13 protein-coding genes are annotated in these 15,539 nt (G+C 35.7%); all 13 read left to right on the top strand.

Annotated elements, in window-relative coordinates; translation table 11 throughout:
• Positions 1–12: 12 nt before the first annotated feature.
• The 13 genes from ACTWQB_RS06665 to truB all read left to right on the top strand — a co-directional run bounded on the left by ACTWQB_RS06665 (position 13) and on the right by truB (position 15,536).
• Positions 13–804 (top strand): phosphatidate cytidylyltransferase, encoded by a 792-nt coding sequence (locus ACTWQB_RS06665; RefSeq protein ID WP_443138406.1) that lies wholly within the window; start codon positions 13–15, stop codon positions 802–804.
• Between the two features lie 16 nt (positions 805–820).
• Positions 821–1,975, top strand: coding sequence for a 1-deoxy-D-xylulose-5-phosphate reductoisomerase (gene dxr, locus ACTWQB_RS06660; RefSeq protein WP_443138405.1), 1,155 nt, complete (start codon positions 821–823; stop codon positions 1,973–1,975).
• 9 nt (positions 1,976–1,984) lie between these two features.
• The gene (gene rseP, locus ACTWQB_RS06655; protein WP_443138404.1) at positions 1,985–3,250 is read left to right on the top strand and encodes an RIP metalloprotease RseP; all 1,266 of its coding nucleotides are present in this window, start codon (positions 1,985–1,987) and stop codon (positions 3,248–3,250) included.
• Between the two features lie 33 nt (positions 3,251–3,283).
• A complete protein-coding gene (locus tag ACTWQB_RS06650; RefSeq protein WP_443138403.1) occupies positions 3,284–4,984 on the top strand; it encodes a proline--tRNA ligase in 1,701 nt (566 codons plus the stop codon).
• Positions 4,985–5,115: 131 nt separating this feature from the next.
• Positions 5,116–9,405: a PolC-type DNA polymerase III gene (locus ACTWQB_RS06645; protein ID WP_443138461.1), complete on the top strand. Its 4,290-nt coding sequence runs from the start codon at positions 5,116–5,118 to the stop codon at positions 9,403–9,405.
• Positions 9,406–9,624: 219 nt separating this feature from the next.
• The gene (gene rimP / locus ACTWQB_RS06640) at positions 9,625–10,095 is read left to right on the top strand and encodes a ribosome maturation factor RimP (RefSeq protein ID WP_443138402.1); all 471 of its coding nucleotides are present in this window, start codon (positions 9,625–9,627) and stop codon (positions 10,093–10,095) included.
• 17 nt (positions 10,096–10,112) lie between these two features.
• Positions 10,113–11,186, top strand: coding sequence for a transcription termination factor NusA (gene nusA / locus ACTWQB_RS06635; protein ID WP_443138401.1), 1,074 nt, complete (start codon positions 10,113–10,115; stop codon positions 11,184–11,186).
• 5 nt (positions 11,187–11,191) lie between these two features.
• Positions 11,192–11,464 (top strand): RNase P modulator RnpM, encoded by a 273-nt coding sequence (gene rnpM / locus ACTWQB_RS06630; protein WP_443138400.1) that lies wholly within the window; start codon positions 11,192–11,194, stop codon positions 11,462–11,464.
• Entirely contained in the window at positions 11,464–11,763 is a 300-nt protein-coding gene (locus tag ACTWQB_RS06625) for a L7Ae/L30e/S12e/Gadd45 family ribosomal protein (RefSeq protein ID WP_443138399.1), read from the top strand. The genes rnpM and ACTWQB_RS06625 overlap by 1 nt, the downstream gene beginning before the upstream one ends.
• A gap of 16 nt (positions 11,764–11,779) precedes the next feature.
• Complete coding sequence (gene infB / locus ACTWQB_RS06620) at positions 11,780–13,930, top strand: translation initiation factor IF-2 (RefSeq protein WP_443138398.1); 2,151 nt, start codon at positions 11,780–11,782, stop codon at positions 13,928–13,930.
• A complete protein-coding gene (locus ACTWQB_RS06615) occupies positions 13,927–14,205 on the top strand; it encodes a DUF503 domain-containing protein (RefSeq protein WP_443138397.1) in 279 nt (92 codons plus the stop codon). Before infB ends, ACTWQB_RS06615 begins: the two co-directional genes overlap by 4 nt.
• A gap of 25 nt (positions 14,206–14,230) precedes the next feature.
• Positions 14,231–14,578: a 30S ribosome-binding factor RbfA gene (rbfA, locus tag ACTWQB_RS06610; protein ID WP_443138396.1), complete on the top strand. Its 348-nt coding sequence runs from the start codon at positions 14,231–14,233 to the stop codon at positions 14,576–14,578.
• 61 nt (positions 14,579–14,639) lie between these two features.
• Positions 14,640–15,536: a tRNA pseudouridine(55) synthase TruB gene (gene truB, locus ACTWQB_RS06605; protein WP_443138395.1), complete on the top strand. Its 897-nt coding sequence runs from the start codon at positions 14,640–14,642 to the stop codon at positions 15,534–15,536.
• Positions 15,537–15,539: the final 3 nt, after the last annotated feature.

Genomic DNA, 15,539 nt, shown 5'->3' with positions numbered 1-15,539 from the left:
GTGTGATATAAAATGAAGACGAGGATTATAACAGCAATTATTGGTTTAGCTGTATTTTTACCATTTGTCCTTTATGGAAGTTGGCCATTTATAATTTTTATTTATATTATTGGTACTATAGGATTATTTGAACTTTTGAATATGAAAAGAATATCAGTATTATCTTTTCCTACATTAGTAGGTATTCTTTTGTTATGGTTATTTCTATTAAGTAGTGAAATGACTAATATACTGGATGTAATACCACTAACAAAAACGGAAATATTATATGCTCTTGTATTTATTTTATTAGCTTATACAGTTCTAGTTAAAAACAGATTTTCATTTGATGATGTATCTTTTGTTTTATTATCAGCTTTATATGTTGGAATAGGATTTGGTTATGTAATTGAAACTAGACTAGCGGGTCTTGAGTTTCTATTGTACGCGTTATTGATTGTATGGTTTACTGATTCTGGAGCTTATTTTGCAGGACGAGCTTTTGGCAAACATAAGCTCTGGCCAATCATTAGCCCTAAGAAGACTATAGAGGGTTTTTTCGGTGGAATAATTGGTGCAGTAATAATTGGGATCATTATTCAACTTACATTAGATATTCATGAACATATGTGGGTTGTAATTGTTGTTTCCATCTTCGCCTCATTGTTAGCTCAAATAGGAGATTTAATACAATCTGCATTCAAACGCATTTATGACATTAAGGATTCAGGGCATATTTTACCAGGGCATGGTGGCATATTGGACCGTTTTGACAGTTTAATCTTTATGGTCCCATTTTTGCATTTTATCCAATTTATAATTTAACAAACGAGGGGTTAGGATGAAAAGAATAACGTTATTAGGTGGAACTGGGTCCATAGGTTTACAAACAGTTGATATTATCAAAAGACATCCTGAACAATTTCAATTAGTTGGTTTTGCCTTTGGAACTAATATAGATAAAGCCTTACCAGTAATTGAAAATTTAAAACCTAAGTACATTGTTGTACAAAATCGTGAAACTTTTACCAAACTAAATAATAAACTTAGTTATAGCCCGACAATTAATTTTGGTATGGAAGCTCTAAATGAAATTGTTTCACTACCAGATATAGATTTAGTCGTTAACGCAGTACTTGGGAGTGTTGGATTACAACCAACTTTAGAAGCCATAAGAGCTAAAAAACAAATTGCCTTTGCTAACAAAGAAACATTGGTTACAGCTGGTCATATTGTTATGAAAGAAGCCAAAGAAAATAGGGTTGATCTGTTACCAGTAGATAGTGAGCATGCGGCCATACATCAGTGCCTAAAAGGCGAGAATCATGATGAGATTAAAAAGATTATTTTGACTGCTTCTGGTGGTAGTTTTAGAGATAAAACACGTGATCAGTTAATAGGTGTAACAAAGCATGATGCCTTAAAACATCCAAATTGGAGTATGGGGGCTAAAATTACCATTGATTCGGCAACAATGATGAATAAGGGATTAGAAGTCATTGAAGCTCATTGGTTGTTCGATACACCATACGATCAAATTGACGTCATTTTACATAATGAAAGCGTTATTCATTCGATGGTTGAATTTGCAGACCAAAGTGTTATGGCACAATTAGGAACTCCAGATATGAGGATTCCAATTCAATATGCCTTAACTTATCCAGAACGTTCTGATTTTACCTTGAGTGAAGCTCTTGACTTGGTTAAAGTTGGACAATTAAACTTTAGAGAAATGAGTTTTGATCGCTTTCCTTGTTTAAGAATGGCGTATGAAGCAGGACGGATGGGTGGTTCCCTGCCTACCGTATTAAACGCTGCTAATGAAGAGGCAGTGAAACTATTCTTGCAAGATAAGATAACATTTTTAGAGATTGAAGAATTAATTGAAAAAGAAATGGAAACACATTCTGTGATTCAAGATCCGGATTTGGATACGATATTCGAATTGGATCAGGAGATTCGCAAACGAGTAAGTTATGCTGTCCTAAAAAGGTAGGTGTTTATTATGAACTTTGATACAATTATTGCTTTTATTTTTATGTTCGGCTTACTAGTTTTCATTCATGAGTTTGGTCACTTAATATTTGCCAAAAGAGCAGGCATGCTTGCTAGAGAATTTGCAATTGGTTTTGGCCCTAAGATTTTTTCTTATCGCCGTGACGAAACATTATATACTGTTAGACTGCTACCGATTGGTGGTTATGTGAGGGTTGCAGGTGAAGATCCTGAAATTATTGATTTAAAGCCGGGCTACCATATCGGATTAGAGTTCAATGAGCAGAATAAAGTTAGTAAAATAATTGTCAATAATAAATCAAAGCACCCAAATGCTAAGGTTGTTGAAGTAGAACGTATTGATTTAGATCACGACTTGGTGATTGAATGTTTTGATATTAATACAGATGAACGATATCAATATGCTGTTGACCGTAAGGCTTTGTTTGTCATGGATGAAAAGGAAACTCTAATAGCGCCTTATGACCGACAATTTGCTTCTAAATCTGTTGGTAAAAAAGGCATGCAGGTATTTGCAGGGCCTTTGATGAACTTTTTATTAGCGATTGCTATTTTTATTGGTTTGGGATTATATCAAGGGGTTCCAGACGATCAAGCTGTGGTAGGGAATGTTCAAGAAGATACGCCTGCTAGTGAAGCGGGTTTAATGTCTGGGGATGAGATTCTTAATATAAATGGAGAGTCCATCAATGATTGGGTTAGCTTTGTAGAATACGTACAAGAACGCCCAAATGAAGAAATCAATTTAACAATTGAGCGTGATGGTGAAGTTATAGAAACAAGTTTGACAACCATGTCACGTGAATTAGACACTGGAGAGTCTATTGGCCAGGTAGGTATTCAGCGTAATCTTGTTGATAGTCCAATTGAAGCATTTAAATTTGGTTTCACTCAAACCTATGAAGTAGGAAAACTTATTCTAACTGCTCTAGGACAGCTAGTGACGGGACAATTATCATTAGATGCTTTAGCTGGTCCAGTCGGAATATATGATGCGACAGATGAAGTCGTTCAAACAGGGTTTATAAACTTCTTAACTTGGACAGCTATGTTGAGTATTAACCTAGGGATTATTAACTTACTACCATTACCTGCGTTGGATGGTGGACGCTTAATGTTCATTGGACTTGAAGCAGTTAGAGGTAAGCCTATTGATCCTGAAAAAGAAGGTTTTGTTCATTTTATTGGCTTTGCATTATTAATGTTATTAATGATTGTCGTTACTTGGAATGACATTGAGCGATTGTTTATGTAAATGATAAAATACGAATAAAGAGGTGTAAATAGTATGAGACAAAGCAATTTACTCATCCCAACATTGAGAGAAGTCCCAGCTGAAGCAGAACTAAAAAGCCATCAGTTATTATTAAAAGCCGGATTTATTCGACAATTAGCATCAGGAGTATATAATTTCTTACCTTTAGGTAAGAGGGTTTTACGCAAGGTTGAAAATATTGTTAGAGAAGAAATGGATCGTGCCGGGGCACAAGAAGTTCAAATGCCCGCTTTACAACCAGCAGAATTATGGCAGGCAACTGGTCGTTGGAATACAATGGGACAAGAGTTAATGAGACTAAAAGACCGCCACGAGCGTGATTTTGCTTTAGGAGCTACTCATGAAGAGGTCGTAACAGCATTGGTCAGAGATGAAGTCAATTCTTATAAAAAGCTTCCATTTACCCTTTACCAAATTCAAGCTAAGTATAGAGATGAAAAACGCCCAAGATTCGGATTATTACGTGGAAGAGAGTTTTTGATGAAAGATGCATATTCTTTCCATGAAACATTCGACTCACTAGATGAAACTTATGATGTTATTTTCAACGCCTATAAAAGAATTTTTGAGCGCTGTGGTCTAAACTTTAGAGCTGTTATTGCTGACTCAGGTGCAATGGGTGGTAAAGATACACATGAGTTTATGGTTTTGTCAGAGGTAGGGGAAGATATCATCGCCTATTCTAATGAATCAGATTTTGCAGCAAATATTGAAATGGCACCTGTCGTACCAAATTATGAAAAGCCTGAGGTTGAACCATTAACTTTAGATAAAGTTGAGACACCAAATGCAAGAACGATGCAAGAAGTAGCTGACTTTTTAGGTCATGAATTAAATCAAGGCATGAAGGCGATTATGTTTAAGGTAGATGACCAATTTGTAATGGTGGTAACTAGAGGAGATCATGAAGTAAACGATGTAAAGTTAAAGAATTTATATGAAGCAGAAATCGTTGAATTAGCGACTGAACAAGAAACAAGAGACATTATGGGAGCAGGCTTTGGATCACTTGGTCCAATTAATGTACCGGATAATGTTGATGTTATAGCAGATTATGCAGTTGAATACTTAGTTAATGCAACTTGTGGTGCAAATGAAGATGGTTATCATTATAAAAACGTAAATCCCAGCCGTGACATAAAAATTAATCAGTATGCAGATTTACGTTTTATTCAAGAAGGCGATTTATCACCTGATGGTAAAGGAACCATTGAATTTGCCCGTGGTATTGAAGTTGGACACGTGTTTAAGTTAGGAAGTAAATATGCCGATGACTTAAACGCTACTTTCTTAAATAAGGAAGGGCGTGCTCAAAATTATGTAATGGGTTGCTACGGAATAGGTGTGTCGCGTACTTTGGCTTCTATTGTAGAACAATACCACGACGACAACGGCATTACCTGGCCAAAAGATTTAGCTCCTTTCCAAGTTCATTTAATTAACTTAAATGTTAAAAAAGAAGAACAGGTGGAACTATCAGATCAACTATATAATCAATTGTTAGACGCGGGCATTGATGTACTATATGATGATCGTCAAGATAGAGCGGGAGTAAAATTTAATGATAGTGACTTAATTGGTGTTCCTTACCGTGTAGTTGTTGGAAAACGTGCAAGTGAAGGGTACGTAGAATTTAAATATCGTGAAACAGGTCATCAAGAAGATGTTCAGATTGATGACCTTCATGATCATTTAAATAATTTATTAAAATAGTGTAAGTAAATAATTTTATATAAAACCGCCTTTGGAAGACTGATTTAACCAAAGGCGAGTTTTTTGTTTATATAATGTAGGGCTAGCAAATAATCTACAAAAAGTATTATTAACCAAGGCGGGGAATCATGATGGACCTTAGTAAAAAAGAGAAATTAAACCTCTTATTAAATCAAATTGGTATTCCACAAGAGCTTATAGATTTAGAGTTCCAGGATGCTTATCTTGAAAAGCTAATAATTTTAAAAGATGAGAAGGTTTGGCAATTTAATATCCATAAAGAGAAACCTTTTTCTTGTGAAGCGATTGAAGTGTTTAATGCACGGTTAAAAGATGCTTTTCATCATATTGCAAAGGTTGAGATTAAAGTCGAAACAGAAAAAAAAGATTTAGATGAGGCATCAATTAGCTCTTACTGGAAATTTTTCATAAATTCCATTCATGATCTATTTCCAGCTTATAAAGATTATATCTGTAACCAAACTCCTCAAATTAATGGTGCTCAATTATTAATTTATGCTAGAAATGAAACTGAAGCTCAAATGATGAAGAGGAAGATTGACCCATTATTTCAAGAGTTCTGTTTAAAAAGTGGTTTAAAAACTTATCAACTGCAATTCGAGATTGCTAGAGATGAAGAAGAGTTTGAACAATTTCAAAAACAAAAGCGTGTAGAAGAGCAAAATTATATAGAGCGTGCCATCAAAGAGAAGGAGGAACGTTCGAAGCAAAGTAAAGATGATCAAAATGATAATCTACCTTTGAAAATCGGTCGTGATTTTCAGGATGAACCATCACCAATTAGAGATATATTGGAAGAAGAGAAAAGTATGGTGATCCAAGGGTATGTATTTGATGTTGATATTCGAAACTTAAGATCTGGACGTGATTTATTAATCATTAGTCTTACAGATTATACAGACTCCATTCAAATTAAGATGTTTTCTAAAGGTGATGAGCAAAAGGAATTATTCAAGCAAGTTAAAGAAGGTGTATGGATTAAAGCTCGTGGTAGTATTCAGACTGACACATTTACAAATGAGCTTATGATGATGGGAAATGACTTGTACGAGGTTGCGCCTAAAGAGAGACGAGACCTAGCTGAAGAAAAGCGAATAGAGTTACACGCCCACACTACTATGAGCTCTATGGATGCTACAGTGTCTGCTTCGAATCTAGTAGAGCGTGCTGCCAAATGGGGACATTCAGCAGTTGCAATAACTGATCATGCAGTCGTACAAGCATTTCCTGAGGCACACTCCGCTGGTGAAAAGCATGGTGTGAAGATTTTATATGGACTGGAAGCAAACTTAGTCGATGATGGTGTACCCATTGCCTATAATCCAGCACCAGTAGATTTAAATGAAGCGAATTATATTGTGTTTGACGTAGAAACGACTGGTTTATCAGCTTCATACGACAAAATTATAGAATTAGCAGCTGTTAAGGTGTATCAAGGGGAGATTGTGGACCGTTTTGAAAGGTTTGCTAACCCTCACCAAAAGCTTAGTCAAACGACGATCGATTTAACAGGTATTACAGATGACATGTTAGTAGGGGCTCCAGAGATAGAAGACGTCATGAGAGATTTTCATGAATGGATGGGACAAGATATTTTAGTAGCTCACAACGCTAGCTTTGATATTGGGTTTATTAATGCAGCATTCCAAAGGATGGATATTGAAAAAGTAACAAACCCTGTAATCGATACGTTAGAGTTAGCCAGACTGTTATATCCACAGCTCAAGAATCACCGATTAAATACATTATGTAAGCACCTTAACATTGAATTAACCCAACACCACCGTGCAATTTATGATGCTGAAGCAACAGGTTATTTATTATGGAGTTTAGTAAAGTCAGCTATGGAAAAGGATATGACGAGCCATGATCATTTAAATCGTCACGTGGGTGAAGGTGATGCATATAAACGTTCTCGTCCTAATCATGCTATTTTACTTGCTAAGACTCAAGAAGGCCTAAAGAACTTATTTAAATTAGTTTCGATTGCTCACGTAGATTATTTTTATCGCGTACCAAGGATTCCAAGGTCTAAATTAGTTGAACACCGAGAAGGAATCATTGTTGGTTCTGGCTGCGATCAAGGAGAATTGTTCGATACAATAGCGTTAAAATCTGAAGAAGAAGCTGAAAAAGTAGCGGAGTTTTATGACTATATTGAGGTTCAGCCACCTTCGAACTATTTCCACCTAATAGATCGAGAAATAGTTCAATCAATTGAACATATTAAACAATTAATTAAAAAACTCGTTAAAATTGGTGAGAAGCTTAATAAAAAAGTGGTTGCAACAGGTAATACTCATTATTTAGATCCACATGAGAAAATATATCGAAAAATTTTAATTGCTTCTCAAAGCGGAAACCCTTTGAATCGTCAAACCATGCCAGATGTATATTTTAAAACAACAAATGAGATGTTAGAAGATTTTGGGTTTTTAGGTGAAGATAAAGCTAAAGAACTTGTGATTGAAAACACGAACTGGGTTTCAAATCAAATAGATGATATTAAACCTGTCAAAGACGATTTATATACACCTAACATCGATGGTGCAGATGATGAGATTAGAGAAACGTGTTATAACCGAGCAAAATCAATTTATGGAGAAAATTTGCCTGATATAGTGGTCAACCGTCTTGAAAAGGAATTAAAGAGTATTATTGAGAATGGTTTCTCGGTTATTTACCTAATCTCTGAGAAGCTTGTAAAGAAATCGTTAAGTGATGGCTATTTAGTAGGTTCTCGTGGTTCAGTAGGTTCTTCATTTGTAGCTACCATGCTAGATATTACAGAGGTCAACCCACTCCCACCACACTATGTATGTGATGAATGTAGTTATTATCATTTCTTTGATGACGGTTCTGTAGGGTCTGGTTACGATTTACCTGAAAAAGAATGTCCTGAATGTAATCATCCATTAACAAGAGATGGTCAAGATATTCCATTTGAAACGTTCTTAGGGTTTAAAGGTGATAAAGTACCAGATATTGATTTGAACTTCTCAGGAGAATATCAACCAAAAGCACACCATTATACAAAAGTTCTCTTTGGTGAAGAAAACGTATATCGTGCAGGTACAATCGGTACAGTAGCTGAAAAAACTGCGTTTGGATATGTGAAGGGGTATGCACAAGATAACTCACTTATGTATCGTCAAGCAGAAATATCACGTTTAGTTAAAGGTTGTACAGGAGTAAAACGTACAACTGGACAGCACCCTGGTGGAATAATCGTTGTACCGGATGATCAGGAAATTTATGATTTTACACCAATTCAATTCCCAGCAGATGACCGAAATTCGGAATGGAAAACGACTCATTTCGACTTCCATTCCATTCACGATAACTTATTAAAACTAGATATTCTAGGACACGATGATCCAACTGTTATTCGTATGCTCCAGGATTTAACAGGAATTGATCCTAAAGATGTTCCTACAAATGATTCTGAAGTTATGAAGATTTTTGAAGGTCCTGAACCGTTGGGAGTTACGGCTGATCAAATATTATGTAAAACAGGTACTTTAGGTGTTCCAGAGTTTGGTACTAGATTCGTTAGACAAATGCTTGAAGATACTAAGCCATCTACATTTGCTGAGTTAGTGATTATATCAGGCCTTTCGCACGGGACTGATGTATGGCTTGGAAATGCACAAGAACTTATTAATGATGGCATCTGTGAAATTGGTGATGTAATTGGATGTCGTGATGATATTATGGTATATCTTATGCACCAAGGATTAGAAGCATCACTAGCATTTACGATTATGGAGCATGTTCGTAAGGGTAAAGGCTTATCCGATGAATGGATAGAGGAAATGAAAAAGCATGGGGTCCCAGATTGGTATATTGAATCATGTAAAAAGATTAAGTATATGTTCCCTAAAGCGCACGCAGCAGCTTATGTATTAATGGCTGTCCGTATTGCCTATTTTAAAGTTTATTACCCAATTGAGTTTTATGCTGCCTATTTTACTGTTAGAGCAAGTGATTTTGAGTTAGATACGATGGTTAAAGGTTCTGAGGCATTACGAAGTCGAATTGAAGAAATATTAAACAAAGGTAATGAAGCTTCACCTAAAGAAAAGAGTTTACTAACGGTATTAGAACTAGCCCTTGAAATGTCTGAAAGAGGTTATTCATTGCAAAAGGTAGATTTATACCGTTCCAAAGCAAGCGAATTTGTAGTTGATGGAGATACGTTAATACCGCCTTTTAATGCTGTTGATGGTTTAGGAACCAATGCAGCTATTAACATCGTTAAAGCGAGAGAAGATGGGGAATTCTTATCTAAGGAAGATTTACGTGAACGTAGTCGTATTTCTAAGACCGTATTAGAGTACTTAGACCAACACGGTTGTTTAGAAGGATTACCCGATCAAAATCAACTGTCACTATTCTAAACCGTTTGCATTTTATTGGTTATTATGGTATATTTTCAATTGGTTAAGCAAAAGATACGGTAAAGTAAGAAAGAGTGGGTCGCCTCCCACTCTTTCGTTTTATCTTTCCCTGCTGTTAAATTTTCAGCAGGGAAATTTAATGATTAGGTTATTATATCTAAAGAATAATATACTTATGATCTAAATAGACACGACCTGTTTTTTAAAGGAGGCATTTCTTTGAGTAAGAAAATTGTATCTTTAACTGAAGAATTGGTAGAACCAATTGTTGATGAGATGAATCTCGAATTAGTTGAAGTAGAATTTGTTAAAGAAGGAAATAATCACTTTTTACGCGTATATGTTGATAAAGAAGGTGGAATCGACATAGAAGAATGCGGAAAAGTAAGTGAACAATTAAGTGAGAAACTAGATGAAATTGATCCAATTGAGCAAGCTTATTTTCTAGAAGTATCTTCACCAGGAGTGGAACGTAGATTAAAGAAGCGTTCTGACTTTGAACGCTTCGTCGGTTCACACATCTATGTTAAAACCTATGAACCTATAAACGGCGAAAAAGAATTCTATGGAGATTTAATTCGCTTTGAAGATGATCTCATTACACTTGAGGTTAAAGTTAAAACGAGAAAGCAACAAGTAGAAATACCGTTTGATAAGGTTGCGAAGGCCAATATTGCTGTTACATTTTAATAAGGAGGTATAATCAGTTGAGTTCGGAATTATATAGTGCAATAGAGTATCTATCAGAAGAAAAAGGAATTGACCGAGACATATTATTAGAAGCCCTCGATGCAGCATTAGTTTCTGCATACAAGAAGAATTTTAATTCAAGAACTAATGTACGTGTTGAGTTAAATGAGAATGATGGTATGAAAGTTTTTGCTCGCCTAGAAGTAGTAGAAGAAGTAATGGATAATCAACTAGAAATTAGTGTTGAAGAGGCTAAAGCGATTGACCCTTCGTATGAAGAAGGCGATGTAGTGGAGAAAGAGGTAACACCAAGAGATTTTGGTCGTATTGCGGCACAAGCAGCAAAGCAGGTTGTTACGCAGCGAGTTAGGGAAGCGGAACGTGGTGTCATTTATAATGACTTTATAGACCGTGTTGATGATATTATGACAGGAAAAGTTCAACGTAAGGACAACCGGTTCCTATATATCCATCTTGGAAAGCTTGAAGGAAAGTTACCTTTAAATGAAATTATGCCTAATGAATCTTATGATATTCACGACCGAGTGAAAGTATATGTCACAAGGGTTGAGAATACGGGAAAAGGACCACAAGTGTTTGTTTCACGCACTCATCCAGGATTATTAAAACGTTTATTTGAAATGGAAGTACCGGAGATTTATGATGGTACCGTTGAAATTCGTTCTGTAGCACGCGAGGCAGGAGACCGTTCTAAAATAAGTGTTTTTGCAGAAGATCCTGAAATAGACCCAGTTGGTGCTTGCGTAGGACAGCGAGGTCAACGTGTACAAACAATTGTAGATGAGCTAAGAGGCGAAAAGATTGATATCGTGCAATGGTCCGAAGACCCAGTAGTTTATATCTCAAATGCCTTAAGTCCTTCTCAAGTTGTTGAGGTATTAGTAGATGAAGAGGATCATGCCACTACAGTGATTGTTCCAGATCACCAGTTATCGTTAGCAATTGGTAAAAGAGGGCAAAACGCACGTCTTGCTGCTAAATTAACTGGCTGGAAAATTGACATAAAAAGTGAATCAGAAGCACGAGAAGCAGGTTTATTAGACGCAGATCATGACCACTTAGAAGAATAGGAGGAATGACTGTGGCTAAAAAGAAACAACCATTAAGAAAGTGTGTCGTTACTCAAGAAATGTTTCCAAAAAAAGATCTAATCCGAGTCGTTCGCAATAAAGACGGTGAGGTATTTGTAGATGAATCTGGGAAAATGAATGGTAGAGGCGCTTATCTTAGTAGAGATTTAGAAGTAATTAATAAAGCAAAAAAATCGAATATCTTAAATAGACATTTAAATACACAAATTGATGACTCTATATACGAAGAATTAACTCAAAAAGTGAGTGAATCTTAATGGCTCAATACTTAAATTTATTGGGTTTGGCTTTCAGAGCTGGTAAAGTCAGTCTAGGTGAAGACAATATATTAAAAGATATTCGTTCGAAGCAGGCAACGTTAGTCTTAATTGCAAGTGATGCCTCTGATAATACGAAGAAAAAGCTAACCGATAAATGTAAAAGTTATCAAGTACCTTATCGTTTTGTCGGAAGTCGAGTAGAAATCTCCAACGCACTAGGTAAACATGATCGTGTAGCGGCATGTATAAATGATGAAGGGTTTACTAAGAAATTCTTGCAATTGATTGACGATTAATCACGGGGGTGAATGTATGAAAAAAATGCGAGTTTATGAATACGCAAAGCAACATAACTTATCAAGCAAAGAAGTTATTAATCATTTAAAGGAATTAGAGATTGAAGTCTCTAATCATATGTCTACAATTAATGAAAACGCAAAGCGCCAATTAGACAATAAACTAAATCCAAAATCAAAAGAAGAGCAAAAGCCTTCTAATACAAAGGAACAGTCCACTAAACCAAATAAAAAACCTAATAACAATAGCAATAATAATAATCAAAATCAATCTTCGAATAAGAAAAATAATAAACATAAAAATAATCAAAACCAACACAAGAAAAACCAAAAAGGTAAGCAAAATAATAAACAGAACCAGAACCATAAACATCAACAAAATCAAAATAAACAAAATCCAGCTCCAAAAGCGACACCAGAGAAAATCACTTATCAGGGTTCATTAACTGTTGGGGAATTAGCTGAAAAGCTTCACAAAGATTCTTCTGAAATCATTAAGAAATTAATGATGATAGGGGTTATGGCAACTAAAAACCAGAATTTAGATCCAGAATCAATTGAATTAATTTGTGATGATTTTGGTGTTGAGGTTGAAGAAGAAATTGTTGTTGAAGAGACAGACTTGTTAAACTATATAGAAGAGGATCAGCCTGAACAGTTAGAGGAACGACCAGCAGTTGTTACCATTATGGGTCACGTTGACCATGGTAAGACTACACTATTGGATTCGATTCGTCATACTAAAGTAACTGAAGGTGAAGCAGGCGGAATCACTCAACATATTGGTGCTTATCAAATTGAAACGGACGGCAAAGAAATTACGTTCTTAGATACTCCTGGCCACGCTGCGTTTACAAGTATGCGTTCACGTGGTGCACAGGTTACGGACATTGCTATTTTAGTTGTAGCAGCTGATGATGGTGTTATGCCACAAACAATTGAGGCAATTAACCATGCTAAAGCTGCAGAGGTACCAATTATTGTTGCGGTTAATAAAATGGATAAAGAAGGTGCAGACCCTAACCGTGTTATGCAAGAGTTAATGGAATATGAACTAGTTCCAGAGGATTGGGGCGGTGAAACCATCTTTGTTCCATTATCAGCAATCCAAGGAGAAGGGATTGACGACCTTCTTGAGATGATTAAGTTAGTTGCTGAAGTTGAAGAACTAAAAGCTAACGCAGACCGTTTAGCAGATGGTACAGTAATTGAGGCAGAGCTTGATAAAGGTCGTGGACCAGTAGCTACTTTTCTTGTTCAAAATGGAACACTTAATATAGGTGATCCACTTGTTGTTGGAAACACTTATGGAAAAATTCGTGCTATGACTAACGACTTAGGAAAAAGAGTTAAATCAGCAGGTCCATCAACTCCTGTTGAAGTTATTGGTTTACAGGATGTTCCACAAGCTGGTGATCGCTTTGTTGTCTTTAATGATGAGAAGAAAGCAAAACATATTGCTGAGTTACGTAAACAGAAACAAATCGAATCACAGCGTGAAGAGTCTGGCAAAGTAAGCCTTGATGACTTATTTGAGCAAATCAAAGAAGGCGATGTAAAAGAAATTAATGTCATCGTTAAAGCAGATGTACAAGGAACAGTAGAAGCACTTGCATCTTCATTACAAAAGATTGAAGTTGAAGGTGTTAATATTAAGATTATTCATACGGGTGTAGGAGCTATTACTGAGTCTGATATTATCTTGGCTTCAGCATCAAACGCAGTTGTAATTGGATTTAACGTCCGTCCTGATGCTAATGCTAAACGTACGGCTGAACAAGAAAAAATAGACATTCGACTACACCGTATTATTTACAAAGTGATTGAAGAGATTGAAGCAGCAATGAAAGGTATGCTTGACCCAGAATTTGAAGAGAAGGTTATTGGTCAAGCGGAAGTTAGAGAAACGTTTAAAGTCTCTAAAGTCGGTACAATTGCTGGTTCTTACGTTATTGATGGTAAGATCACACGTAACTCGGGTATACGCGTGATTAGAGATGGCGTTGTATCTTTTGAAGGAGAAATTGATTCATTAAAACGTTATAAAGATGATGTAAAAGAAGTTCAACAAGGTTATGAATGTGGTATTACTGTGGTAAACTATAATGACCTTAAGGTTGGAGACATCATTGAAGCTTACGTTATGAAGGAAATTGAACGCACATGATCGGTTACGTTTATGTAGAATGTATGCTTTATGATGTTCACTCACTAAAAGGTAAACGTTCTATCATTAAACAAACGATTCATCAAGTTCATAATAAGTTTAATGTAAGTATGACTGAAATTGATTTTCATGACCTTTGGCAACGCTGTGCATTTGGTATTGCAGTTGTGGCTAAAGAGAAAATCATGGCAGAGAAAACATTACAAGAGGTCGTTCGTGTAATAGATAATCGAACGGATTTAGAAGTCACTATTGTGGATTATGAGTGGCTTTAACCTCTAAGCTTTTGAGGTGATTAACTTGAGTAATATTCGTTCAAATCGAGTAGCAGAACAAATGAAGAAGGAACTCGGTGATATTTTATCTCGCAAAATTAAAGACCCAAGAGTAGGGTTTGTTACTGTAACAGACGTTCAAGTTTCTGGAGATTTACAACAAGCAAAAGTGTTTATTTCTATATTTGGAGATGAACAACAAAAAGAGGATACGCTAGTTGGGTTAGCTAAATCTAAAGGATTTATCCGATCTGAAATCGGAAATAGAATTAGACTGCGTAAAGTACCGGAGCTGTCTTTTGAAATTGACGAAACAATTGAGTATGGTAACAGAATCGAACGAATTATTCACGATTTAAATGATGATCAATAATAAAAGGATAGACCTAGCGTCTATCCTTTTAGATTGTATATAGGATTTAGGAGGTTGCACGATGGATGGTGTTATACTGCTAAATAAACCAAAAGGTATGACCTCACATGATTGTGTCGGTAGAATTAGGCGCATATTAAAAACAAAAAAGGTAGGACATACAGGAACGCTAGATCCCGATGCAGAAGGCGTATTACCGATTTGTGTTGGTAAGGCAACAAAAATATCATCATTATTATCTGGTCAAACAAAAGAGTATATTGCTGAAATATCTTTAGGTCAAGCTACTACAACCGAAGATCATAGTGGAGAGGTAATCGAAACAGCTACAGTTAATAAAGACTTTTCTGTAGAAGATGTAAGAACTGTACTAGACCACTTTGTTGGTACGATTAATCAAATACCACCAATGTATTCTGCTATTAAAGTAAATGGTAAAAAGCTCTATGAATATGCAAGAGAAGGGCTTGAAGTTGATAGACCTGTCCGCCAAATTGAAATTCATTCTATAAATATGTTGTCTAACGACATTAATTGTTATAATGAACATGATGCACGTTTTAAATTTAGTGTAATGTGTTCAAGTGGAACTTATGTGAGAACATTGTGTGTTGATATTGGAAAACAACTAGGTTATCCGGCACATATGAGCGACTTAAAGAGAACAAAAGTGGGACAATTTGAAATTGATGATACTGTTACATTTGATGAATTTGAAGAAGCAGTAAATCAAAACACAGCTCCTGTTATAAGTATGGCAAATGCCTTAAATTTACCTTATATTAGTGTAAATGATGAGGACGCAATTCGTTATAAACATGGACAAGTGTTAAGTTATCCTAAAGACATTGATGATTCTTTATATAAAATTTTAGATTCAAAAGGACAGTTAATTGCCATTTATCAACCTCATCCAAGTAAGGAAGGTATGGCGAAGCCTTTTAGAGTATTTCATTAATAA

This window comes from Piscibacillus sp. B03 (assembly GCF_052246295.1).
Taxonomy (GTDB): domain Bacteria; phylum Bacillota; class Bacilli; order Bacillales; family Alkalibacillaceae; genus Piscibacillus.
This window is presented reverse-complemented; position numbering and strand designations above follow the sequence as displayed.